This window comes from Serratia sp. 22264, assembly GCF_052045345.1.
GTDB classification, from domain to species: domain Bacteria; phylum Pseudomonadota; class Gammaproteobacteria; order Enterobacterales; family Enterobacteriaceae; genus Serratia; species Serratia plymuthica.
Genome location: NZ_JBQEOY010000007.1, coordinates 176,283 through 199,089, shown reverse-complemented (window position 1 = coordinate 199,089; position 22,807 = coordinate 176,283). Strand labels below are relative to the sequence as shown.

22 protein-coding genes are annotated in these 22,807 nt (G+C 53.8%); 5 read left to right on the top strand and 17 right to left on the bottom strand.

What is annotated here, in order from left to right:
* Window positions 1-261 precede the first annotated feature (261 nt).
* The gene (locus ACTJJ1_RS21315) at window positions 262-1,104 is read right to left on the bottom strand and encodes a 23S rRNA (adenine(2030)-N(6))-methyltransferase RlmJ (RefSeq protein ID WP_004951595.1); all 843 of its coding nucleotides are present in this window, start codon (window positions 1,102-1,104) and stop codon (window positions 262-264) included.
* 135 nt (window positions 1,105-1,239) lie between these two features.
* Between ACTJJ1_RS21315 and ACTJJ1_RS21310 the strand changes: the two genes are divergently transcribed.
* Window positions 1,240-1,644 (top strand): ASCH domain-containing protein, encoded by a 405-nt coding sequence (locus ACTJJ1_RS21310; RefSeq protein WP_440835179.1) that lies wholly within the window; start codon window positions 1,240-1,242, stop codon window positions 1,642-1,644.
* A 16-nt stretch (window positions 1,645-1,660) separates the two neighbouring features.
* The gene (locus ACTJJ1_RS21305; RefSeq protein ID WP_004951592.1) at window positions 1,661-2,131 is read left to right on the top strand and encodes an HIT family protein; all 471 of its coding nucleotides are present in this window, start codon (window positions 1,661-1,663) and stop codon (window positions 2,129-2,131) included.
* Window positions 2,132-2,325: 194 nt separating this feature from the next.
* Here ACTJJ1_RS21305 and ACTJJ1_RS21300 read toward each other — a convergent pair whose 3' ends face one another.
* From ACTJJ1_RS21300 to ACTJJ1_RS21260, 9 genes are read right to left on the bottom strand one after another with little or no spacing between them, the layout of a single operon-like run.
* Window positions 2,326-2,583, bottom strand: coding sequence for a YfhL family 4Fe-4S dicluster ferredoxin (locus ACTJJ1_RS21300; protein ID WP_071824751.1), 258 nt, complete (start codon window positions 2,581-2,583; stop codon window positions 2,326-2,328).
* A 42-nt stretch (window positions 2,584-2,625) separates the two neighbouring features.
* Window positions 2,626-3,351: a carboxymuconolactone decarboxylase family protein gene (locus ACTJJ1_RS21295; RefSeq protein ID WP_440835176.1), complete on the bottom strand. Its 726-nt coding sequence runs from the start codon at window positions 3,349-3,351 to the stop codon at window positions 2,626-2,628.
* 22 nt (window positions 3,352-3,373) lie between these two features.
* Window positions 3,374-3,685, bottom strand: a complete 312-nt coding sequence (locus tag ACTJJ1_RS21290) for a YdhR family protein (protein WP_110605955.1) — start codon at window positions 3,683-3,685, stop codon at window positions 3,374-3,376.
* Window positions 3,682-4,314: a maleylacetoacetate isomerase gene (gene maiA, locus ACTJJ1_RS21285; protein WP_020457648.1), complete on the bottom strand. Its 633-nt coding sequence runs from the start codon at window positions 4,312-4,314 to the stop codon at window positions 3,682-3,684. Before maiA ends, ACTJJ1_RS21290 begins: the two co-directional genes overlap by 4 nt.
* The gene (locus ACTJJ1_RS21280) at window positions 4,314-5,582 is read right to left on the bottom strand and encodes an MFS transporter (protein ID WP_110605956.1); all 1,269 of its coding nucleotides are present in this window, start codon (window positions 5,580-5,582) and stop codon (window positions 4,314-4,316) included. Before ACTJJ1_RS21280 ends, maiA begins: the two co-directional genes overlap by 1 nt.
* 41 nt (window positions 5,583-5,623) lie before the next feature.
* Entirely contained in the window at window positions 5,624-6,142 is a 519-nt protein-coding gene (locus tag ACTJJ1_RS21275) for a cupin domain-containing protein (RefSeq protein WP_020457647.1), read from the bottom strand.
* Window positions 6,139-7,986: an FAD/NAD(P)-binding protein gene (locus tag ACTJJ1_RS21270; protein ID WP_004951586.1), complete on the bottom strand. Its 1,848-nt coding sequence runs from the start codon at window positions 7,984-7,986 to the stop codon at window positions 6,139-6,141. The genes ACTJJ1_RS21275 and ACTJJ1_RS21270 overlap by 4 nt, the downstream gene beginning before the upstream one ends.
* A gap of 2 nt (window positions 7,987-7,988) precedes the next feature.
* Window positions 7,989-8,786 (bottom strand): N-acyl homoserine lactonase family protein, encoded by a 798-nt coding sequence (locus ACTJJ1_RS21265; RefSeq protein ID WP_110605957.1) that lies wholly within the window; start codon window positions 8,784-8,786, stop codon window positions 7,989-7,991.
* Window positions 8,787-8,811: 25 nt separating this feature from the next.
* Window positions 8,812-10,161 (bottom strand): KamA family radical SAM protein, encoded by a 1,350-nt coding sequence (locus ACTJJ1_RS21260; protein WP_440835172.1) that lies wholly within the window; start codon window positions 10,159-10,161, stop codon window positions 8,812-8,814.
* 177 nt (window positions 10,162-10,338) lie between these two features.
* On the opposite strand from ACTJJ1_RS21260, the gene ACTJJ1_RS21255 reads away from it, so the two are divergent.
* The 3 genes from ACTJJ1_RS21255 (at window position 10,339) to rsmJ (ending at window position 14,150) form a co-directional block, all read left to right on the top strand.
* Window positions 10,339-11,220: a LysR family transcriptional regulator gene (locus tag ACTJJ1_RS21255; RefSeq protein WP_004951576.1), complete on the top strand. Its 882-nt coding sequence runs from the start codon at window positions 10,339-10,341 to the stop codon at window positions 11,218-11,220.
* A 133-nt stretch (window positions 11,221-11,353) separates the two neighbouring features.
* Complete coding sequence (gene prlC, locus ACTJJ1_RS21250) at window positions 11,354-13,396, top strand: oligopeptidase A (RefSeq protein ID WP_004951573.1); 2,043 nt, start codon at window positions 11,354-11,356, stop codon at window positions 13,394-13,396.
* 7 nt (window positions 13,397-13,403) lie between these two features.
* A complete protein-coding gene (gene rsmJ / locus ACTJJ1_RS21245) occupies window positions 13,404-14,150 on the top strand; it encodes a 16S rRNA (guanine(1516)-N(2))-methyltransferase RsmJ (RefSeq protein WP_004951569.1) in 747 nt (248 codons plus the stop codon).
* Between the two features lie 36 nt (window positions 14,151-14,186).
* Here rsmJ and ACTJJ1_RS21240 read toward each other — a convergent pair whose 3' ends face one another.
* From ACTJJ1_RS21240 to gdhA, 7 genes are all read right to left on the bottom strand, one after another.
* Window positions 14,187-14,786: a KpsF/GutQ family sugar-phosphate isomerase gene (locus ACTJJ1_RS21240; protein WP_006328695.1), complete on the bottom strand. Its 600-nt coding sequence runs from the start codon at window positions 14,784-14,786 to the stop codon at window positions 14,187-14,189.
* Window positions 14,786-16,423: an FGGY-family carbohydrate kinase gene (locus ACTJJ1_RS21235; protein WP_004951563.1), complete on the bottom strand. Its 1,638-nt coding sequence runs from the start codon at window positions 16,421-16,423 to the stop codon at window positions 14,786-14,788. Before ACTJJ1_RS21235 ends, ACTJJ1_RS21240 begins: the two co-directional genes overlap by 1 nt.
* 13 nt (window positions 16,424-16,436) lie before the next feature.
* Window positions 16,437-17,390 (bottom strand): ABC transporter permease, encoded by a 954-nt coding sequence (locus tag ACTJJ1_RS21230; protein WP_004951560.1) that lies wholly within the window; start codon window positions 17,388-17,390, stop codon window positions 16,437-16,439.
* Window position 17,391: 1 nt separating this feature from the next.
* A complete protein-coding gene (locus ACTJJ1_RS21225) occupies window positions 17,392-18,381 on the bottom strand; it encodes an ABC transporter permease (protein ID WP_004951557.1) in 990 nt (329 codons plus the stop codon).
* On the bottom strand, window positions 18,374-19,873 hold the full coding sequence (locus ACTJJ1_RS21220) for a sugar ABC transporter ATP-binding protein (RefSeq protein ID WP_440835168.1): 1,500 nt from the start codon (window positions 19,871-19,873) through the stop codon (window positions 18,374-18,376). The genes ACTJJ1_RS21225 and ACTJJ1_RS21220 overlap by 8 nt, the downstream gene beginning before the upstream one ends.
* A gap of 117 nt (window positions 19,874-19,990) precedes the next feature.
* Window positions 19,991-20,977, bottom strand: coding sequence for an autoinducer 2 ABC transporter substrate-binding protein (locus tag ACTJJ1_RS21215; RefSeq protein WP_004951554.1), 987 nt, complete (start codon window positions 20,975-20,977; stop codon window positions 19,991-19,993).
* A 338-nt stretch (window positions 20,978-21,315) separates the two neighbouring features.
* Entirely contained in the window at window positions 21,316-22,659 is a 1,344-nt protein-coding gene (gene gdhA / locus ACTJJ1_RS21210; protein ID WP_004951552.1) for an NADP-specific glutamate dehydrogenase, read from the bottom strand.
* Between the last annotated feature and the right edge of the window lie 148 nt (window positions 22,660-22,807).

Genomic DNA, 22,807 nt, shown 5'->3' with positions numbered 1-22,807 from the left:
AGGTTGCGTCGATGGTTGCGATAGGTGGGGTATACCCGTCATCTTTCAAGTTGCAGCGTTGTTATCTGCACTCAATTATGTGGCCCGTCCATGGGCCACACCCCTGTGGGGCCGCTGCTGGCAGCGTTCAAATCTGCTCCCTGCAGATTTGTCACCCCAGTTACTTACTTAAGTAAGCGGCTGGGGATGAGCGAGTTGGCCGCCTAGCTGCAACTTGAAAGCTATAGGGTATAAAGGCGCGGCGTACCGCGCCAGGGGGGCTTATTCCGGCACCACCCAGTTCACCAAATGGTGGCCATTGCCCGACGGTACCAGCGTCTTGTGCAGCCACGGCAGCACGTTTTTCATCTGCTGTTCCAGCTTCCACGGCGGGTTAATCACGATCATGCCGGAGGCGGTCATGCCGCGCTGATCGCTGTCGGGTTTTACCGCCAGTTCGATCTGCAGAATATTGCGGATGCCGGTGGCTTCCAGCTCTTTGAGCATGCGTTTGATCTGCTGGCGCATCACCACCGGATACCACAGCGCGTAAGTGCCGGTGGCAAAGCGCTTATAGCCTTCCTGCAAGCCTTTGATCACGTCCTGATAATCGGTTTTCATCTCGTACGGTGGGTCCATCAGGATCAACCCGCGGCGCGACAGTGGCGGCAACTGGGATTTCAGTTGCTGGTAGCCGTCGGCACGCTGCACCTTGGCGCGTTCGTCTTTCTGGAACTCGTTGCGCAGCAGCGGGAAATCGCTCGGGTGCAGCTCGGTCAGGTGGATTTTATCCTGCGGGCGCAGCAACTGACGGGCAATCAGTGGGGAGCCAGGGTAGTAACGCAGCCTGTCGGTGCGGTTAAAGTTGCGAATCACGCTCATGTAAGCCGCCAGCTCTTCCGGCAGATCGTCACGTTGCCACAGCAGGCCGATGCCTTCCAGGTATTCCCCGGTGCGTTCGGCGTGCTCACCGCTCAGTTGATAGCGCCCTGCGCCGGAGTGGGTATCCAGGTACAGGAAAGGTTTTTCTTTTTCTTTCAGCGATTCAATGATCAGGCTCTGAACGGTGTGCTTGAGCACGTCGGCGTGGTTGCCGGCGTGAAAACTGTGGCGGTAACTTAACATGGCTGGTGGTAATTCCTTGTGCTCCTGCGGAGCGTGCTGAAGAAAATGAAGGCTTATAATCTGCACAGTATAAACTGTCTGGCAGGGAAAAACTGAACTGCGTTGCCGCAGGTCATTAAAGGGAGCGATAAGACGATGAGTGGAAACGCGATTTTGGACCGTTACCCCGAGGCTGCGCGTTGGGCATTCGGCGATGGGCCCGAATTGGCCAATGAACTGCTGCAGCTAGTGCTGAGCGGGGATAAAACGGCGACCTGCGGTTCTTATGCCAGTTACCGGCAAGAGAAGTCGCCTCTGTTGGGCGATTATAGCGTCATCCTTGATGGGCGAGGGGAACCCGCCTGCGTGATCAGAACGCTCTCCCTGCGGCTGATCCGCTACTGTGACGTCAGCGCCGAGATGGCGGCCAAAGAGGGTGAAGGGGATAAAAGCCTGGCGTTCTGGCAGCAGGGGCACCGGGCTTTTTTCAGCCGTGAAGGCAGCTTCGCACCGGATATGTGGCTGGTGTTTGAAGAATTCGAATTGGTCGAAACGCTGTGAATCACAAGGAGAAATGATGAGCTGCATCTTTTGCGACATGGTGGCGGGCAAAGTGCCGTGCCATAAAATCTGGGAGGATGACGCGCATATGGCGTTTCTCTCCATTTATCCGAATACCGAAGGTTTCAGCGTGGTGATCCCCAAGGCGCACTTTGACAGCTACGCCTTTGCGCTGCCGGACGAGGCGCTCAGCGAACTGATGCTGGCGACCAAGCGGGTGGCGCAATTGCTCGACCGGGCATTTGACGACGTGGGCCGCTGCGGCATGGTGTTCGAAGGCTTTGGCGTCGATCACGTGCATGCCAAACTGATCCCGATGCACGGTACCGCCGGGCTGGATCAATGGCAGCCGATAGAGTCCAAATCGACCAAGTTTTTCGATCGTTACGAGGGGTATCTTTCCTCGCACGACGCCGCTCGCGCCGACGATGAGCATCTGGCTGCTCTGGCGGCGAAAATCCGTCGCTGTCAGAGTGGGAATGGATGAATAAAAAGGCAGTGATCGGCCCTAAGGATGCTGACAACATTGCCTTAGAGCCTGAGAGACTCGGGCCAGGTGCACCGGGGGCCATTATGGGACACGTCCTTGTGTCCCATCCTATGGGGTGACATGAAGTCGTTCTAATTTTCTCCCGGCAAATGGGTCGGCGGCAAGCCGCTACGACCGATCCCTTTGTCGACTCAGGCAGTCCGTTGGCCGGAAATGCGCAGATACTTATTCCATAATTGCTCGTGCGTCTCGGTGTTTTCAGGCAATAAGGGAATGCAATCTACGGGACAAATCTGCTGACATTGCGGTTCGTCATAATGTCCTATGCATTCGGTACAGAGATTAGGATCTATTTGATAATAATCACTGCCTGCGGAAATGGCACTATTCGGGCAAGCTGGACGGCAAATATCGCAATAAATGCATTCGTCAGTAATAAACAAAGCCATGGAGGAACCTCTCGTGTAGGGGCAGAAAACGGTAAGTGATAGTTAAGCCTTCCAGGGCGGATTAAAAGGGATAATGACCCCTTCGGGAACGGGCGTTCTGGCGACGTTGAGCTGTTGGCCAAGCAAGGCAAAATAGCTGTCTAGCGCCGTTAGTTCGACGATACCTGCATCGCCAAAACGTTGCTGCATAGCCAGATAGGTGGCGTCCTGTACCATGTGGGTATGATGTAATTCCGTCAGAAAATCATATACGATGCGTTCATCCTCCGTTAAATGTGGAGGATGCTGCTGTTTGGCCAAGAAGCCGGCTGTTTCGAGAGTAATGCCGGCACGCAATGCGATGGGTTCATGGATATACCATACGTAAGGCGCTTGAATCTCGCGCCCGGTTATGAGGATGGCAAACTCCCTTATGCGCAGTGGTAATTGGGACATGAAGCGAATATGTTCGCCTAACGCCTGAACTCGGTTCAGTAATTCAGGGCTGCGTAATAACACGGCGAAAGGGCCAAAAATACAACCGCGAGGACCTTCTGTAATTTTTTTTATCGCTTGTAATTGTTCTTGTGTAACCTGCTGGCGAGTAAGGTCTGGCAAACGCGTCAAGGCTTTTTCTTCAGCAGAATAGTGAACAGTGGCACATTGCGACGGCCAACTCAGTGGATTATTGCCTTTTACTGTATCATTTGCCTGTACGGACAGAGTCATCCAGGAAAATAGTGAACCCATTAACCAACAGGTATATTTCTTATTGAAAAAATACGACATGGTTTTACTGCTCTCCGAATAGTTACTTCAGGGTTATATTTTTATTTGGTACGTCAACAAAAAAACTCGTCTCATAGAATGTTACCTGAGGGATGCTACCGTACGAACTCAAGATCATTTTACTATAAGACTCTCCCAACCAATTTTTTGCATCTTGCATGGTTTTCCAATAATAAATGCCACCTGCATGAGTTAAATCTGGTGAGATAAAGTACTGTTTTGAGATCAGATGTGGGTTTTTAGCCCACTCTTCTGCCGAGTTGACAAAAATGGCCTCAATATCTTTTTTAGATTGATTCGGTAGTAAAGAAAACGTACTAATTGCAACGATCATTCTTTGCTCCTGTCCATTTTAAATTCCTCTAATTGTTTGCAATGCGTATAAATACGCCAGATGTTAGGATAAAGTTCGAGCGAAAATCCCATACGATGTGCTGCATCACATTGAGGTATTAGAAAAATATCGGCTAATCCCGGTTGATCACCCTGACAATAGGTCATGCTCTGCGATCTTTGCGACAACATTTCCTCTGCGGCGACAAAGCTTTCTCTGAGCCAATGCATCCGCCATTGCTGTATTTCCTCTTCCCCCATACTCATCTGATTCAGCAGTGAGAACACACGGCGCGTGAGTAAGGGATGCGTGTCGGCACAGAAAATCTGCGCAAATGCACGAACCCAGGCCCGTTCACTGAGCGTATTGGGTAACAAGCGGGGCAAAGGGTAGCATTCATCCAAATATTCAATAATCGCCAGTGACTGTATATACGTCCCGTTTTTATCAACCAGTACAGGCACCAACTTTTGGGGCTGTAACTGCAAATAAGCGGGGCGATGCTGCTCACCTTCAGCCAGCCCAATAGTAATTTCTTGAAATTCCAATCGTTTTATTTTTAGTGCAATACGCACACGGGCAGATGCGGAGGAGACTTGCCCGGCATATAAAACCCTGTGGACGGCCATTATTCTTGACCTTCAGGTGTACGTAAGGTCCCCCGAACAACCATACGCGACCCCCAGCGCAGCAGCCCGGGTAACTGCAGTAATACCATTATGCCGAAAGCAACTTGATAGGCGATCGCTGGATAATGACCCAGTTTGTCGACAGGCCAGAAGCCAATGATGACGCCAAAGCCGGTTTGGGTTAAGAAAGCGCCAAATAAAATCAGCAGGTTGAGGCAAGTTGCAGCACGCCCCGTCATGGCGGGGGAGACGCTTTGCGCGACAATGGTATACTCCAGGCCTGCTATGGTGCCAATGAGGGTAAAGGCGATCGACAGTGCCGGTAGCAAGGGAACGATATTGAAGATGCACAGTATTTGCACCAGCAGGAATAGCGCGACGCCCAGACCGCCTACTTCCATGGGTTTAATACCGTACTTGCCGGCCCATTCGGTGATAGCCCCTACGGATAATGAACCCACGACGACGGCGCCCATGCCAATAAACAGATAAATTGACGTGGTCTTATTATCATATTGACCAATGTCCTGTAGCCATTTTCCCATCCATAATCCCTGCAGACCGAAAGCAACGGTATGTGGCAATAACAGAAGGCTGATTACCCGACGGAAAGCGCGATCGCGGTAAACCTCCATCAGTGAAGCCAGGGTTGGCCATTTAACCATACGGTGTTCAACGGGATCTTTAGGCACCCAAAGTGCAATAGCCAGCATGACAATGACTGTTACGCCTGCCATGGCGAAGAACAGCATGCGCCAGGAGACGAATCCGGCCAGCCAGGCTACCGGTAAGGTGGATGTCATGGCTCCCAGACCGCCGGCAGCGAGCAGATAACCGTGGATGGAAGGTAGCTTTTTGTCCGGTACCCAGAAAGAAAGCACCTTGATAGATCCCATAAAACAGGAGGCTAAACCAAGGCCAATTAAAATACGTGCAATTAAAAGCGTTGAAAAATCCTGCCCGACGCCAAAAAGAATGGCTCCTATTACCGCAATACCTAGCAGGAAGAGCTGCACGCGTTTTGGGCCATAACGGTCAAGCGCCAAGCCAACAGGTAATTGTGCCAGCGAGAAAGAAAAGAAGTAGGCGCTGGATAAAATACCCAACTGCCCGGCCGATAAACTCAAGGCGGAGACTAAAAAAGGGGTTAATACCGCGTTGATATTACGAAATATAAACGAAGTATAATGACCAAACGCAAAGGGTAAAAAAACTCGCGTCATTACTTTTGTAGTGCTTAGCGCTGTTTGTGATGAAATATCAGACATTTTCCACCATCCGTAAAATAAGGATTTTTAATATAGAGTGTTTACTCAGAGTAAATGTTGGTGACATCATTACTCTCCTTCCGCATTAATGTGCCCATCTCCGCCATGGCGGGAAGATTCTGCATTGCGTATAACATTAGAGGGGCGTCGTTATGGGGATTGATAAATTGATGGTGGCTCCATGCGGGAATGTAAATGACATCACCAGACTGTATTTTCATATTTTCTTTCTCATCAATGAAAACTTCTCCCTGGCCTGATACCACAATATAAATATGCCAGAAAGAATGTGCATGAGATTGGGTTTTTTCCCGGGGGGCAATGATTTGAACGGCCATGGAAATACCTGAAGCCATTTCTCCCACCATACGTCGTGCCGGATTATTAAGGTTAAGAGCCCCTCTGGTATTGGTTCGCTGACCGAGATTTTGGTTTATTACATTGATGTCCCAGTGAAGGGCAACTTCTTTAGCATTACGGCTCTGCGTAAGGTATTGCTCGAAGGGGAGCAGATTGCCGGCATGAATGGCTGCGCCAAGTGAAGAGTTTGTTGGTTTCATAAGAAGGTAACCATCTGATTTTTTTGTTCAATATGTTGCCTGATTTGCCGCAAGCAACTGCGGACACCTATTTCGGCATCAGTGACCTGGCGTGAATCCATATGGGGTCTTGGCAGTGCATGAGTGTAGTAATGCGGCCCCTCAACCAAAAAACCCATGGCCCACAGTTGCTTCTGTGGATTGCCCTCAGCATCCAGCGGGTTCAAATTTTCGTCTATAGCGATACCTCCAGGGTGGTAATCACCATTACGAAAAGGACGAATAATCGCGCGTTTCAATAATTGCGAGCTGAGTGGGCTGGCATCAGTCAAAGGAGAATAATTGTCTAAACGAGCGCTAATAATCACATCAGCCTGCTCCAACCAATGCTCCTGGTTAAAGATGCTGCGGACAATGAATTTACCTGTTCTTTCATCACTGGTGATAGATGAGCCCGGGCCACCGGCCAATGTCAAAATGTCCGCATCCATCAGAGCCAACAGCTCTTGGTTGCGTCGGACAGGGGGGCCGAAAGAAATACGGTTAATGATGGGATTGAATTGTTCGATGAAATAACGGTGCGATGCCGGCAATAAACCGCCATATTCCACAGATCTGCGCAAGGATTCACGCACGTCACGAAGAGTATCTGTGGCGGCTTTGACCGGACTGTTCATGTTACCGTTAAGTGCTTCCTGCAAGTCATGTTCAATGCTCAGGCGAAAGAATGCAGCATACTCAGTGAAGCTGTTGAAGGTTTTTCCTTCCAGCGGCCAAATAATAGCTCGGACTGACGCAATCTCTTCGGCAGTCGGCGTGAATGTCTGTGTGCTCACCTTTTTTTTGACGACGGCGCAGCGCCAGGCATAGGCCATTTCTTTCAAGAGCAGCGGTAAGAGGTCTTGCTCAAAATTCAGGCGTGGATCGCCTGTTTTCAGCAATGTTTGTTGGCGTATGATATCGACGGCTTGTGGAGTGAAAAATTGTGCCTGATGGCGACCAGTCAGACCTTTTTGGTTAATGCCCCTACCTGCGAAGGGCAGGCATTGCCGTGAAATAAGCCTTAGTTTTGGTTCCCGCCCCGAAGGGAGGTAGATCAAGCCGTTTGGGGTTTGCTGATAACGCCCTCCACGTCCGAGGGTAAAGGCCGAGATCGTATCATGCGCCGTTAAGCCAAACCCTTGAATAAGAACAGTGGCTTGAGGCTTCACGCTATCCAGGTTTGCAATCGGATATGGCGTGGGGTAGTACGCAAGAAGAGGGTTCTGTTGTTGATGAGAATCGACAAATTTGCGAAAGGTCAAATCTGCCTCTGTAGGTTTACGATAGCCGTGACCCGTGGTTAAAAAGACAAAATCCGCCACCAAGGGCTGACGGTTTTTTAGTGTCAATTTATAGATGCCATCATGAACGATATCCAGGACTTCGGTACGATGCACCACGAGATTGACTGATGCTGGCAGCATTGAGCACAGGCGCTGGTAGAAATGATGCAAATATTTACCCAGCAGATTGCGGGGTAAATAATCCATATCGTTCAATAGGGTTCCAGCAGGTATTTGCTTAAATTCATTTTCCAACCGGCGATAATTCTGTGACTTAGCCCAGTCGATAAATGATTCCCCTCCCTGTGCCAGAGCCAGGCTTTCCGGTGCATACAGAGTAATTTGCGATGAAACGGTATTCACCAATAAATGCGACGGCTGTATTGAAGGATGGCATCCCTCTCCTGGAATACCCGGATCGATAAGATGCAGTGTTATATTTTCTGAAAAATTTTCTTTATGTATCAGTTCGACAAAGCGTTCAAGAACATTTAAACCTCTTGGACCAGCACCTACGATAGCAATTTGCATTGTCTTCATTTTCAATCCCGTGGAGATAGGTGGAGTTGAACGATATTGGGATTATCATTCCATTTCGGAAAACGCTGCCTGACAGCAGGATCGTGACCGGGAATAATATGGTCTGGGCCTGAGGATAACTGAATGATACGCTGGTGCGCCGTTAGCATATCGGGGATGCTCATAACAATTGGGAAGGGAGTCCCTTTACGCAAATGGTGCCAATAATGTGCCGCATCACTGGCGAGAATGACTGTGCCTCGTTCGGTATTAACACTAACGATTTGCATTCCATCGGTATGTCCTCCCATATGATGGATGTTGACACCGGGCAGTATTTCTTCATTGGCGTTTACAAAGCGAACTTTGCCGGCATGCAGGCGATATATGGCATTGGCGATATTATCCGGATCGTAGGGCGCACGGATAAATTCATGATTCATGGCCCGGCCCGTGCAATAATGCATCTCTTTCTCTTGCACATACAAGACCGCATTAGGAAACGCGGCAAGATTGCCAATGTGGTCATAATGCATATGTGTAATAATCAGGTGCTGGATATCTTCTGCATTAATACCTAGTTGTGCCAACAGAGATTCTGGCGAGGCATGATAATGGCGGTTTCTTTTTATTGCCATTTCCGCATTAAATCCTGTATCAACAAGAATGCAAGTGTCACCATCCTTTATTAACCACAAATAAAAATCCAATGGCATGTTACTGTTATCGTGTTCGTCGCTTGAAATGAAATTTTCATTACGCGAGCGTTGTTTGTGCTCAGCATAGCGTAATGCATAAACTTCATAGTCTATTTTTTTCATAATATTACTTTCTATTAATAAAAAATCAGATTGAGGTGACGGCGATCCTTACTTCAGATTCTGGCATTATCTGAGTATTGGTTTGCTGTTCGAAAAAGAAATGAGATTCGCCAAATGCAGGTTTTAAGTCATCAAACCATAAGGCGGTTGGATCATATTTTGCGTAGAATGGTCGACGTACCCAATCTGGATTACGTGCTTGCAGAAATTGTAATGCAAAGACTTTTTCGCCCGCAATGTCGATTACGCCGTCGATCATTATCTTGCCTGGGAATGCGCTCATTGACGGGCCCCGTACCGTACGCGCCAGCCCAGAAACGGATTTGTACGCTTCTTGGAAAATCTCCCATGCTCGAATTAACGGCATTCCAAAGTAATCATTAGGTCCGGTATCGCGCTCCACAAACATATAATAAGGAATTGCGCCTAATCGGACTCCTGTTGTCCATAACGTCGCCCAGTCTTTGGGATTATCATTGATGTGGCGAATTAAAGGGGATTGCATGCGAACGGTGGCCCCGGTTGAAATAATGCGTTTCAGAGCGCGTTGTGCGACCTCTGGTTGGATTTCGTGTGGATGGTTATAATGCGCCATCAAAGCCAGATTCCGCCCGGAAGCCACTACCTCCTCAAAAATACGTAACACGTCATCCGCATCTTTGTCCGTCAAATAACGCTGCGGCCAATAAGATACAGATTTGGTTCCGATTCGGATATTTTTTATATGACTCAGCTCAGGAACGAGCAATGGTCGAATATAATCACCTAATGCGCGAGCATTCATGATCATCGGATCGCCACCGGTAATGAGGATATCCGTGACTTCAGTATGACGTTTGAGATACTCCACCAACATCTGCGAGTTACGTGCCTCGAACTTGAGCTCATCCATGCCTACAAATTGGGGCCAGCGGAAGCAAAATGTGCAGTAAGCATGGCAGGTTTGACCGGCTGAGGGGAAGAAAAGCACGGTCTCTTTATACTTATGCTGAAGGCCGCTCAGTGGCTCATTATCCAATATGGGGACGTTGTGGGTTAGTTGACCCGCTGGATGTGGGTTCATTCGCATGCGAATTTTGTTCACTAGCATTTGAAGTTCTGCATCACCAGCTTGGCGAGTTATTGCATCACTTAGCTGAGAAAACTCTTCGCTTCTTAGCATGTCCTTGTGTGGGAAGGTCAGGCGAAATATCGGGTCATCCGGGATGTTATCCCAATCAATCAGTTCATCAAGAATGTACTGGTTCACACGAAAAGGAAGAACGTGGCTCAATACTTCGACAGAATGACGCATTTCAGAAGTGAAATTCTGCCATTGTGGTGCTTGGTTAATATTGCGTAGCGTATAAGGTTGAAATTTGGTAATGGTTTTCATTTACATCTACCTTCATCACTTTGCCCAAAAAGGCGATAGCATTTCGCCATCGCGTAAAATAAATGTAATAAAAAATATCCAGAAATGTTGATTTAACCGCTAGCTATGTTTACCAAAACGATTCGTGTGATACAATTTCGTTAATGTAATTTCAGAAATAATGAGAGGTTATGGATCATGGGGTATTACCTTGATATACATACCGTCGAGGCATTTCTTAAGGTGGCGGAGTTGAGCAGTTTTACTTTGGCTGCGGAGTCGCTTTGCATCACTCAGGCCGGTGTTACCATTAAAATTCAAAGGCTTGAGAAAATTTTGGGTCAGCCGTTATTCCACCGAACACCCAGGAATGTTTACCTTTCTCAGGAGGGGAAAAGTTTTTTGCCCAAAGCCAGGGCATTGCTGGATGCGCATTTTATTGCGATCAGATCTATAAATATGGCTAATGAGAATAAAGAAATTAACATTGGTATCAGCGATCATGTTATTGACCATCAATTTATGTTTATTCTGACCCAATTAAGACAGCGTTATTCTGATATTTTAATTAAAGTAATTGTAGACGGTTCCTCTTCCATTCTTCAGCAATTTGAAAATAAAAAAATAGACATTGCAATAATCACCCAAGATGGTGATAAAAAAGGTGGCGAATATTTGCGCCAGGAAAGTTATGGTTGGTATGGTGCCATAAATATGATGGCAGAAATAAAAAAATTGCCATTAATTACGCTAAAGGAATCGTGTCGTTTAAGAAAACTCATTATCGATCTGCTTCTTGAACATGGGAAAGATTGGTATGACAGTTTCCAGGGGGGAGGGCTCAACGCTATTCTTGCTGCGACAAAAATGGGGTTAGGTATTGCACCTTTGCCTCTGGGCTTGCTAAGCCCGGTGGATCGGCTGGAGCTGATAGACGTCACCGAACGGTTTAACTTGCCAAAAATACCTTCGGCATCTGTAGTGGTTTACGATAACTGTCTGGATTTGTGTTCTCGCGAGTTGCTGCGCGAACTGGTCTCTCTGATCAAACAGGATGAGAAGCAGCCGCTAACCGCCTGACTCTGCCGACCAAGGCACTATCTATCAACGCCCGGCCATTGATTTTCCCGCTGCTTGGCTCCATGTTAGAGATTCATTCGCATTTTAAGGCCTGCCCACTGCGGCGGGCCCCAACGCTAATCAGGACTGCCCTATGACAAATCCGTTGCTGACACCGTTTTCCCTGCCGCCGTTTTCCGCCATTCGCCCTGAAGATATCGTGCCTGCGGTGCAATCCGCATTGGCCGATTGCCGCGCTGCGGTAGAGCGCGTGGTTGCGCAGCCGGGGCCGTTCACCTGGGATAACCTGTGTCAGCCGCTGGCGGAGTCGGACGATCGCCTGTCGCGCATCTGGTCGCCGGTCGGGCACCTGAACTCGGTCAAAAACAGCCCGGAGCTGCGCGCCGCCTACGAGCAGGCGCTGCCGCTGCTGTCTGAATACGGCACCTGGGTGGGCCAGCATGAGGGGCTGTATCAGGCCTATCGCAGCCTGAAAGAGGGCGAAGCGTTCAGCCAACTGACTGCGCCACAGCGCAAGTCGGTGGAAAACGCGCTGCGTGATTTCGAACTGTCGGGCATTGGTCTATCGGCGGAAAAACAACGGCGCTACGGCGAGATCGTCGCGCGCCTGTCCGAGCTGGGTTCTACCTACAGCAACAATGTGCTCGACGCCACCATGGGCTGGAGCAAACTGATTACCGACGAAGCCGAGCTGAGCGGCCTGCCGGAAAGCGCGCTGGCACAGGCCCAGGCGATGGCGCAGGCCAAAGAGCAGGACGGCTGGCTGCTGACGCTGGATATGCCGAGCTACCTGCCGGTGCTGACCTACGGCGACAACCGTGCGCTGCGTGAAGAAATGTACCGCGCCTTTGCTACTCGCGCTTCTGATCAGGGGCCGAACGCCGGCAAATGGGACAACAGCGAAGTGATGGCGGAAACGCTGGCGCTGCGCCACGAACTGGCGGAACTGCTGGGCTTCGCCAGCTACGCCGACAAATCGCTGGCGACCAAAATGGCGGAAAACCCGGAGCAGGTGCTCGGTTTCCTGAGCGATCTGGCCAAGCGCGCCCGGCCGCAGGCCGAGAAAGAGCTGGCGCAACTGCGCGCCTTCGCCAAACAGCATTACGGCGTGGATGAGCTGGAAGCCTGGGACATCACCTATTACGGTGAAAAACAAAAACAGCACCTGTTCTCCATCAGCGACGAACAGCTGCGCCCGTACTTCCCTGAACAGCGCGTAGTAGAAGGGCTGTTCGAAGTGGTGAAACGCATTTACGGCATCACTGCCAAAGAGCGCAAGGATGTGGATACCTGGCATCCTGAAGTGCGCTTCTTTGACCTGTTCGATGCCGACGGCGAACTGCGCGGCAGCTTCTACCTTGACCTGTACGCGCGTGAAAACAAACGCGGCGGCGCCTGGATGGACGACTGCGTCGGCAGCCTGCGCAAGGCCGACGGCTCGCTGCAAAAACCGGTTGCCTACCTGACCTGTAACTTCAACCGCCCGCTGGGCGACAAACCGGCGCTGTTCACTCATAACGAAGTGACTACGCTGTTCCACGAGTTCGGCCACGGTCTGCACCATATGCTGACCCAAATCGATACCGCCGGCGTCTCCGGCATCAGCGGCGTGCCGTGGGATGCGGTCGAGCTGCCGAGCCAGTTTATGGAAAACTGGTGCTGGGAGCCGGAAGCGCTGGCCTTTATCTCCGGCCATTATCAGAGCGGCGAGCCGCTGCCGAAAGAGATGCTCGACAAGCTGCTGGCGGCCAAAAACTACCAGGCGGCACTGTTTATCCTGCGCCAGCTGGAGTTCGGCCTGTTCGATTTCCGCATGCACGCCGAGTACAGCCCGGAAAAAGGTGCGCAAATCCTGCCGACGCTGGCGGAAGTGAAAAAAACGGTGGCCGTGGTGCCTTCACCAAGCTGGGGCCGCTTCCCACATGCCTTCAGCCATATCTTTGCCGGCGGTTATGCGGCGGGTTATTACAGCTATCTGTGGGCGGAAGTGCTGTCTGCCGATGCCTACTCGCGCTTTGAAGAAGAGGGGATTTTCAACGCCGAAACCGGTAAATCCTTCCTCGACAACATCCTGTCGCGCGGCGGTTCGGAAGAGCCGATGGAACTGTTCAAACGCTTCCGTGGCCGTGAGCCGCAGCTGGATGCTATGCTGCGCCATTACGGTATTAAAGGATAACCCACCGGTGAGCGTGTGTTTATTGTGTGAAGAAGGCGCCGATCCCGGCGCCTTGTCTATTCTGGCGGAGCGCTGGCAGTTAACGTCGGACGACGACGCGCTGATGGCGCTGGTGCTGACGCCGCAGCGGCTGGAGCTGCGTAAACGCGACGAGCCCAAACTGGGCGCGATTTACGTCGATTTTGTTTCCGGCACCCTGGCGCATCGGCGTCGCTTCGGCGGCGGGCGCGGTGAGGCGGTGGCGAAAGCGGTCGGCATCAAGGGCAATTACCTGCCGGAGGTGGTGGACGCGACCGCCGGGCTGGGGCGTGATGCCTTTGTGCTGGCTTCGCTGGGCTGCAAGGTGCGGATGCTGGAACGCAACCCGGTGGTAGCGGCGCTGTTGGATGACGGGCTGCAACGCGGCTATCAGGATACGGAAATCGGCCCGTGGCTGCGCGAGCGCTTGACGCTGCTGCACGCCTCCAGCCTGACCGCACTGACCGGCCTCGATCCACGGCCCGAAGTGGTGTATCTCGATCCTATGTATCCGCACAAGCAAAAAAGCGCGCTGGTGAAGAAAGAGATGCGGGTATTTCAGTCGCTGGTGGGCAGCGATGACGACGCCGACGGCCTGCTGGAGCCTGCGCGTCGGCTGGCGACCAAACGCGTGGTGGTGAAGCGGCCGGATTACGCCCCGCCGTTGGCCAACGTGCCTGCGCACGCGGCCAGCCTGACCAAAAGTCACCGCTTCGATATTTATATGCCGCTGTAAGCTTATTCTCAGGGGGCGAACATCTTCGCCCCGCTGTTATTCCTGCTCGCGCAGACTTTTCCCCACGTCACCGCCCGGATGCACCGCCAGCAAGGTTTCTTTGCTGTAGCCGCTGCGTTCCATCAGGCAGGCGCAGGCGGCATCGAAAATCGCCAATACCAGCACGATAGACGTAGTTGCCAGCATATTCAGCGGATCTATCTCGTTTTCCACCCCGGTGCGGATCACCAGCTGCGCCGCATGAGCGATCGCCGAATCCGGGTTTTCCGTCACGCCAATCAAGGGCACGCCTTTAGCCTGCAGCGTCGGCAGCAGGCGGGTCAGCTCATCGGAATTGCCGCCGCGCGAAATCAGAATCATCAGATCATCGCCGCGCAGAAAGCCCAAATCGCCGTGCGCCGCGTCGGTGGCGTTCAGGTAGATGGCCGGCCGTTCCACACAGGCCAGCATATGGGCAATCTTGCGCGCCGCGATGCCGGAGGTGCCGACGCCGGTGACCACAATCTTGCCCCGGCACGCCGCCAGCAGCGTCAGCAGCCGTTGCCAGGTGGGCGCGTCGATGCGTTGGCTGAGTTGCGCCAGTTCGCGGCTGTAAATGGCCCAGGCCTCCGCTGCACGCTGCCATTCCTGCTGCATCACGCCTCCTCCTGCATCAGCCGGCGGTATTTCATATGGTCGTTATACAGCTCATGGAACACGCGGTATTTGCGGTCGTAATAGCTTTTTATTTTGTTGGTCTGCGGCGTAACGGTTTTACCGATGCGGCTCATGGCGCTCATCGCTTCCGGCAGCGTGTCGAACACGCCCGCCGCCACGGTGCCCATCATCGCGCCGCCCAGCAGCATCGCTTCGCTCTCCTCCGGCAGCAGCATGGCGCAGCCGGTGGCGTTGGCGTGCTCCTGCACGAACAGCGGGTTCTTGGTGCCGCCGCCGCTGGCCATAATGGTGTCGATGCTGTAGCCGCTTTGGTTCATGGTTTCGATAATATGGCGGGTGCCGAGCGCGATCGCCTGGAGGGTCGCCAGATAGTGCAGCGCCATGTCCTCCGGGGTGCGCGACAGCTTCAGCCCGGTCAGGGTGCCGGTCAGCGTCGGGTTGGCGCGCGGCGAACGGTTGCCGTGGAAATACGGCAACATGTGAATATCCTGGGTCAGGAAGGCGATGTCCTCCGGCTCGCCGGCCATGCGGCGCAGCAGGGCGTTCAGCACCTCATAGATGGTCTGCCCCTGGGTTTTCGCCTGCGTCAGCAGATCCTGATAGCACGGATGAGACTGGATCACATGGTCAATCAACGCGCCGGTAGCGGATTGACCCCCTTCGTTCAGCCAGTATTCCGGCAGAATTGCCGAGTAATACGGTCCCCAAACGCCGCCGATAAAGCGCGCGGTACGCGACATCGCCATATGGCCGGTAGAAGTACCGCCGATCAGCGCGATGCGGCGGTTAAAATCCGCCACTTCGCCGGAAACCCCGGTGGCGCCCAGCGTGCCGAGGGTGCCGGCATGAGCGTCGATGATCGACACGCTGACCGCCGTACCGGCAATCAGGCCCATCTCGCCGGCGGCGCGCTGCGTCAGGCCGTGGCCCAGCGGTTCGCCCATCATTTTTACGTCGCTGCCGATTTTGGCGGCGTCGTGTTCCAGCACGTCTTCCAGCCCAATCTGTTTGAAATAGCTCTTGTCCCAGCGCTGTTCATGGCCGAGGTAAGTCCATTTGCACACCGTCGAACACAGCGAACGGGTGGCGTCCTGGGTGGCGCGCCAGGTGAGAAAATCCGGCAGGTCAAACAGGTAGCCGGCATTGGCCCAGGTGGTCGGCATATGCTGCTTCAGCCACAGCATTTTGGGGGTTTGCATCTCCGGCGAGATGATCCCGCCGACGAAGTCCAGCACCCGGTGTTTGGTGGCGTTGATGCGCTCGGCCTGAACGATCGCCCGGTGATCCATCCACACGATGATGTTCTGCTCGGTGCGGCCGGATGGGCTGACGGTCAGCGGCTGGCCTTCTTTATCCAGCACCACCAGCGAACAGGTGGCGTCGAACCCCAGCCCTTTGACCTGAATCGGGTTGATATCGGCCTGGTTGACCGCATCGCGCACCGCGCTGCACACCGCTTGCCAGATATTGTCCGAAGACTGTTCGACAAAGTCCGCCTTCGGGCGGTACAAATCGATGGGCCGGCTGGCCTGCCCGACCATGCGGCCGTTGAGATCGAATACCCCTGCGCGTGCGCTTCCAGTGCCTACATCTACGCCAATAAAATAACTCGCCATTGTTCTTCTCCAGTCAGGCTTTTCGATTCTGTAATGCGATAAACAGGATCAGCACACCGCCCCACAGGGCCATGGTCAGATAACTGCTGACGCCCAGCAGGTTGAGGCCGCTTTCCAGCATTTGCAGCACAATCAGCGCCAGCACCAGGCCAAGTACCCGGCCAAAACCGCCGTCCGGATTAATGCCGCCCAGCACCGAGGCCAGAATGGTCACCAGCAGGTAGGATTCGCCGTAACCCGCCTTGGCCGAGTTGAACTTGGCCATCATCAATAGGGCTGCGCCCCAGCCGAGCAAGGCAGACAGGATATACACCGCGATCTGCACCCGGGCGGTATTGACCCCGCTAAAACGGGTGGCCTGTTCGTTGGAGCCGATCAGGTACAAACTGCGACCCAGCGTGGTGTGCTCCAGCAGCAGCCACAGGCCGACGGCCACCAGCAGAAACAGCAGCAGCGCCACCGGAATGCCGAGCAGGCTGCCGTTGCCGAAGTACTGAATCACCGCCGGGAAGCCGGAGATCACAGCGCCGTTGGACAGCAGGATATTCAGGCCGGTGATCAGCGTCATGGTGCCGAGCGAGGCCAGAATCGGCGAAACGCCGATCCAGGCGACCAGCACGCCGTTAAGCGCGCCGATGGCGACTGCGACCAGTAACCCGGCCAGCAGCGCCAGCGCTAAAAACAGCGGTTGATCCGGATGGCTGACGATAATCGCCGCCATCACCAGCGAGCAGGCGTTGGCACCGGCGATGATCGACAAATTAATGCCGCCGGTCAGCATGGTAATGCCCATTCCGAGCGCCAGCATGCCGAGGATCGGCAGTTGCGAGGCGATCGACTGGAAGTTGCCGACGCTGAAGAAACGCGATCCGAGCAGCCCGGCAAACAGCAGCGCCACGGCGATGATGATCGCGCTTTGCAGGCGGATGATCCGATCGTTCGGGATCAGACGGGTTAACGAATTCATGTCATAGCTCCTTGGCCAGCTTGCGTTTTTCATTCCAGGCGGTGCTGCTGATGCTGATCAAAATGATCGCGCCGCTGAACACCTGGTGCCAATAAGCCGACACGCTGAGCAGCGTCAGGCCGTTTTGCAGGAAGGCCAGCAACACTACGCCAAGCAGCGTGCCGGTCAGCGAGCCGCGGCCGCCGGTCATGCTGGTACCGCCGAGCACCACCGCCGCCAGCACCGTCAGCTCAAAGCCGAGCAACGAGTTGGGGGCGACCGACTGGGTGATTTGCGCCTGAACCACCGCAGCGATACCGGCCAGAATGCCCATGTAGCCATAAACGTAGAAGTGCAGCCGCAGCAGGTTCAATCCCAGGCGCGACGCCGCATCGCGGTTGCCGCCCATGGCGAAGATCTGGCGGCCGAGGCGGGTAAAGTTCATCAGCACGCCGGTGACGATCACCACCGCCAGCAGGCATAGCAGCGGCAGCGTCAGGCCGTAGTCGTAGCCATCGGCGCCCTGGAACGAGAACCAGTTGATGCCGTCCATAAACCAGTCTGGGAAACCGTACAGCCAGGTGCCGTTGGTGGCGTACACCAGCAGGCCGTAGAACAGATTCAGGGTGGCGATGGTGATGATGATGGCCGGCACCTTCAGCCAGTACACCAGAAAACCGTTCACCAGCCCGAGCAGCAGGCCGACGCCCATCGCCAGCACGAATGCCAAAGGGAAGCCGCCGCCGTGCTGGATAACCCAGGTTGCCATCACGTACTGGGCGATGGCGGTGATAGCCGGGAACGAAATGTCGATGCCACCGGCAATCAGCACCACGAACAGGCCGCAGGCGAGAATGCCGAGAATGGCGTAGCTGGTGGCGACGTCGGTCAGGTTGCCGAGCGTCAGAAACTCGCTGGTGCCGGCGCTCAGGCCAATGGCCAGCAGCAACACCAGCAGGCCCAGGTAAAACTCGTGCCGGCCGGCCAGGCGGGCCAGTAATGACTTATCCATTCACCACCTCGGCGATCTGTTGTTCGGTGCTGTGGTGCGGCGAAAACTCGGCGATCAGTTCGCCTTTGCGCATCACCATCACCCGATGGCTGTTGTAATAGGCTTCCGGGATCTCGTCGCAGATCATCAACACCGCCATGCCGAGCTCGGCCAGATCTTTGGCGATCTGGTAGATCCCCTCTTTGTTGGCGATATCCACCCCGACGGTGGGCGAGTCGAGGATCAGGATCTTCGGCCGAGTCGCTACCCATTTGGCGATGGCGATACGCTGGGCGTTGCCGCCGGACAGGGTTTTGACCGGCAAAGCGCTGTCGGACACCTTGATGTTCAGGTCGCGGATCAGCCGGTTGACCAGCTCGGTCGCCTTGGCGTGATCCAGCAACCCAAGCGGGGTATGCAGTTGATCAAACACCGTGACGATGGTGTTGTCGTAGATCGATTGTTCCATGATCAACCCTTGGGTCAGACGATCTTCCGACACGTAGCCGATACCGTGACGCACCGCGTCGCGGTTGTTGTGCAGCCGCACCGCTTGGCCGTCGATTTTGATTTCACCGCTGTCCGGGCGCGTCATGCCGAACAGGCTGAGGCATAGCTCGGTGCGGCCTGCGCCGAGCAGCCCGACAATGGAGACTATTTCGCCGCTGCGCAGCGAAAGATTGATGTCCCGGTATTTGCCGCGTCGGCTGAGGTTGCAGACCTCAAGCAGCGGGGCGGTATCGGCTGGCGGGCGTGCCGGCAGCTGGCTGTAGTGGAAGCGTTGGCCGGTCATCAGGAACGCCAGTTCGTGGCTGTCGAGCTGGCTTGCCGGGTAAGTACCGACCAGCTTGCCGTCGCGCATTACGCTAATGCGGTCGGCGACTTCCATCACCTCATCCAGGCGGTGGCTGACAAACACCACGCAAATGCCCGCGGCTTTCAGCTCGTTGACCACCCGCAGCAGGCCGTTGACCTCCTGACGCGTCAGCGATGCGGTAGGCTCATCCATAATCACCAGCCGCGCTTCGGCGGCAATGGCGCGGCAAATCGCCACCAGTTGGCGATCGGCAATCGACAGTTTTTCCACTTTTTTATCGGGATCGATATGTACCCCGACGCGCGCCATGGCGTCCAGCGCGGTCTGGCGCATCACCTGCTTGCGCACCCAGAAATGGCCGCCGGGCAGATAGCGATGAATGGCGATATTTTCCGCCACCGTCAGATTGGGGAATAACGACAGATCCTGATAAATCACCTGAATACCGTAATAGCCGGAGAGCTGCGGCGTCAGGGAATGAAAGAGTTTACCTTCCAGCGAAATATTGGCGCCTTTTTCCGGCTGATAAACGCCGGAAATAATTTTAATAATGGTACTTTTGCCGCAGCCATTTTGTCCGGCCAGGCAATGCACTTCGCCAATATTCAGCGTCAGGTTTATCTGGTCCAATGCCAGCACGCCTGGGAATCCTTTACTGATATTCTCCAGGGTGATAAATGCGGTGGATGTGGTCATAGTGTTAACCTGTGCAGGTTTTTATTATCCTAAGGCGCAGCAGGCGCTGCGCCTTAGGTTATTGAATAACTTTCCCGGTGTGGCGTAATAAGTCATACCCGTGTGAAACGGGTAAAATTAAAATCCTAGCGATTTGGCATTATCTTTGGTCACTTCAAGAATTTTATTAAACCGAATCACTTTTTTATCCATATCGACGTCGGCTTTACCCAGGCCTTCTATCGACAAGTCTTTGGTCACTTCCTTGCCTTGCAGCAGTTGGTCGGCCACCGTCACCAACGCATAGCCGGCGTCTTTCGGATCCCACAGCAGCGCTTTCTTGATATCGCCGCGCATCAGGTAAGGAGCGGCCTGCGCCGGCATGGCGATGCCCACCACGGCGATTTTGTCCTTGGCGCGTTTCTTGGCGACTGCCTGGCCGGCACCGATCGGGCCGAGGGAACCAAAACCGATAATGCCTTTCATCTGCGGATAGGTTTTCATCAAATCCAGCGTGGTGGCGTAGGATTTATCGATGCTTTCCGCCACCGGCAGACGCGAAGTGACTTCGAACATGTCCGGGTATTTGGCTTTCTGGTATTTGATGGCGGAATCGGCCCAGGCGTTGTGCAGCGGCACGGTCAGCGAGCCGACGTAAATGGCGTAACCGCCTTTGCCGCCCATGTCTTTCGCCAGCTCATCGACGTTGGCCTGCGCATATTTCTCGCTGTCGATGGTTTCGATGTCCCACTGGCCGATCTGCTGGTCCGGGGATTCATGGGTCAGTACCACGATGCCTTTCTCGCGCGCTTTTTTCAGCACCGGCTCCAGCACCTTGGCGTCGTTCGGCACCACGATGATGGCGTTAACGTTTTTGGCGATCAGATCTTCAATCACTTTGACCTGTGCGGCCGGGTCTGGCGTGGAAGGCCCGGTTTGGTAAGCGTTGACGTCGAGCTTTTTGGCTGCGTCGTTTACGCCCACTTCCATACGGTTGAACCAGGGAATGCCGGTCACTTTGGCAACCACGGCGATCTCGTACTTTTCAGCGGCAAAAACAGGTGTTGTCGATAACATGCACGCAGAAACCACACATGCATTTAATAATGCGAGGTTAAATTTCATTCGCTGTACCTTTTTTATCTGTAGGGGTGGATGTTTTTCCACCAGTGCAGATTACAAAGGAATGGAAGAGGGGGCGTAACCGAAGTTGAGGAAATGTGATCTGCGCACATTGAGGTAAAATTATGGCAGCTTTAATGTTAATTAAATGTTTAATAATTTAGTGGTGGTAATTTTACCACGGAAAATCATCACTTATTTAACAAAATAAATCATATTTATTTACATTATTGCAACTACCTAAGGGTGGGAATGGCGTTTTGGGGCGGTAAAAATGCCGGCAGGAGAGCCGGCATTGAAGCATTTAATGGATGTGTGATCAATGTCACCTTAAGGATGAGTTACAGCACTCCCTGTGCCAACATGGCATCGGCAACCTTGACGAATCCGGCGATATTGGCGCCATGCACGTAGTGAGTTTGTTTCCCTTCACCGCCGTATTCGACGCAGGCTTGATGAATATCCGCCATGATATGTTGTAAACGTACATCCACTTTTTCTGCCCGCCAGCTGATGCGCGCGGCATTCTGCGCCATCTCCAGCCCGGAAGTGGCCACGCCGCCGGCGTTGGCGGCCTTGCCCGGGGCAAACAGCACGCCGGCGTCCAGGAACGCATCGGTAGCCTGAATGGTAGTGGGCATATTGGCGCCCTCGGCCACAGCTTTGACCCCGTTGCGGATCAGCAACTGTGCGGCTTCCAGATCCAGTTCGTTTTGGGTTGCGCACGGCAGAGCGATATCCACCGGCACGCTCCACGGTTGCTGGCCGGCCAGGTAGACCAGGCCGCGCTCACGGGCGTAGTCTTCCACCCGGCCATAACGCTGATTCTTGATTTCCGCCAGATGGGCCAGCTTCTCGGTGGTGAAACCGGCCTCATCGACCACGGTGCCGCCCGAGTCAGACGCGGTGATCACGCGCGCATCCAGTTCCAGCGCCTTCTCGATGGCGTACTGCGCCACATTGCCTGAGCCGGAAACGGCGACCCGCATCCCTTCAAAGCCCAGCCCGTGGCGTTGCAGCATGGCGTCGGTGAAATAGACCAGTCCATAACCTGTGGCCTCGGGCCGGATCAGGCTGCCGCCGAACGACAGCCCTTTGCCGGTAAATACGCAGGCGGTGTTGTTGGACAGTTTTTTCATCATGCCGGTCATAAAGCCGACTTCACGGCCGCCAACGCCGATATCCCCGGCGGGCACATCGGTATCCGGGCCAAGATGGCGGTACAGCTCCGTCATCAGCGACTGGCAGAAACGCATGATCTCCGCCTGGCTTTTGCCTTTCGGATCGAAATCCGACCCGCCTTTACCGCCGCCCATGGGCAAAGTGGTCAGCGCATTTTTGAAGGTCTGCTCGAAGCCGAGGAATTTCAGAATCGATAAATTCACCGACGGATGAAAACGCATACCGCCTTTATACGGCCCGATGGCGGAATTGAACTGCACGCGCCAGGCACGGTTAACCTGCACCTGGCCGCGATCGTCCACCCAACTGACGCGGAACTGGATGGCACGCTCCGGTTCCACCAAACGCTCCAGCAACGCGTGCTCGCGATAGCGCGGGTTGCGTTCGATAAACGGCCACAGAGAGGTAAACACTTCTCTTACCGCCTGCAAATATTCAGGTTGGTGGGGATTGTGGCGTTGTAGCGAGGACAAAAACGACTCTACCGATACGGCATTTTCCATGGATAGCTCCTTTATACCCGTCGCCTTTCAAGCTGTAGCCTTGTTAGCTGAGCTCGCGGTTCCCCAGTGACTTAATTAAGTAAGCGCTTGGGGAGCCGCGAGCTGGCTGCCTGGCTACAGCCCGAAATTCATAGGGTAATACTATTAA

Bases quoted from the DNA above. Each gene is read 5' to 3' on its own strand.
- ACTJJ1_RS21255 (WP_004951576.1), top strand. From the start codon at position 10,339: ATGGGGTATTACCTTGATATACATACCGTCGAGGCATTTCTTAAGGTG.
- ACTJJ1_RS21305 (WP_004951592.1), top strand. From the start codon at position 1,661: ATGAGCTGCATCTTTTGCGACATGGTGGCGGGCAAAGTGCCGTGCCAT.
- ACTJJ1_RS21240 (WP_006328695.1), bottom strand. From the start codon at position 14,786: ATGCAGCAGGAATGGCAGCGTGCAGCGGAGGCCTGGGCCATTTACAGC.
- ACTJJ1_RS21275 (WP_020457647.1), bottom strand. From the start codon at position 6,142: ATGAAACCAACAAACTCTTCACTTGGCGCAGCCATTCATGCCGGCAAT.
- ACTJJ1_RS21270 (WP_004951586.1), bottom strand. From the start codon at position 7,986: ATGAAGACAATGCAAATTGCTATCGTAGGTGCTGGTCCAAGAGGTTTA.
- ACTJJ1_RS21235 (WP_004951563.1), bottom strand. From the start codon at position 16,423: ATGGCGAGTTATTTTATTGGCGTAGATGTAGGCACTGGAAGCGCACGC.
- ACTJJ1_RS21290 (WP_110605955.1), bottom strand. From the start codon at position 3,685: ATGATCGTTGCAATTAGTACGTTTTCTTTACTACCGAATCAATCTAAA.
- ACTJJ1_RS21220 (WP_440835168.1), bottom strand. From the start codon at position 19,873: ATGACCACATCCACCGCATTTATCACCCTGGAGAATATCAGTAAAGGA.
- ACTJJ1_RS21310 (WP_440835179.1), top strand. From the start codon at position 1,240: ATGAGTGGAAACGCGATTTTGGACCGTTACCCCGAGGCTGCGCGTTGG.
- ACTJJ1_RS21225 (WP_004951557.1), bottom strand. From the start codon at position 18,381: ATGGATAAGTCATTACTGGCCCGCCTGGCCGGCCGGCACGAGTTTTAC.
- ACTJJ1_RS21280 (WP_110605956.1), bottom strand. From the start codon at position 5,582: ATGTCTGATATTTCATCACAAACAGCGCTAAGCACTACAAAAGTAATG.
- ACTJJ1_RS21300 (WP_071824751.1), bottom strand. From the start codon at position 2,583: ATGGCTTTGTTTATTACTGACGAATGCATTTATTGCGATATTTGCCGT.
- prlC (WP_004951573.1), top strand. From the start codon at position 11,354: ATGACAAATCCGTTGCTGACACCGTTTTCCCTGCCGCCGTTTTCCGCC.
- maiA (WP_020457648.1), bottom strand. From the start codon at position 4,314: ATGGCCGTCCACAGGGTTTTATATGCCGGGCAAGTCTCCTCCGCATCT.
- ACTJJ1_RS21265 (WP_110605957.1), bottom strand. From the start codon at position 8,786: ATGAAAAAAATAGACTATGAAGTTTATGCATTACGCTATGCTGAGCAC.
- ACTJJ1_RS21215 (WP_004951554.1), bottom strand. From the start codon at position 20,977: ATGAAATTTAACCTCGCATTATTAAATGCATGTGTGGTTTCTGCGTGC.
- ACTJJ1_RS21260 (WP_440835172.1), bottom strand. From the start codon at position 10,161: ATGAAAACCATTACCAAATTTCAACCTTATACGCTACGCAATATTAAC.
- gdhA (WP_004951552.1), bottom strand. From the start codon at position 22,659: ATGGAAAATGCCGTATCGGTAGAGTCGTTTTTGTCCTCGCTACAACGC.
- ACTJJ1_RS21295 (WP_440835176.1), bottom strand. From the start codon at position 3,351: ATGTCGTATTTTTTCAATAAGAAATATACCTGTTGGTTAATGGGTTCA.
- ACTJJ1_RS21315 (WP_004951595.1), bottom strand. From the start codon at position 1,104: ATGTTAAGTTACCGCCACAGTTTTCACGCCGGCAACCACGCCGACGTG.
- ACTJJ1_RS21230 (WP_004951560.1), bottom strand. From the start codon at position 17,390: ATGAATTCGTTAACCCGTCTGATCCCGAACGATCGGATCATCCGCCTG.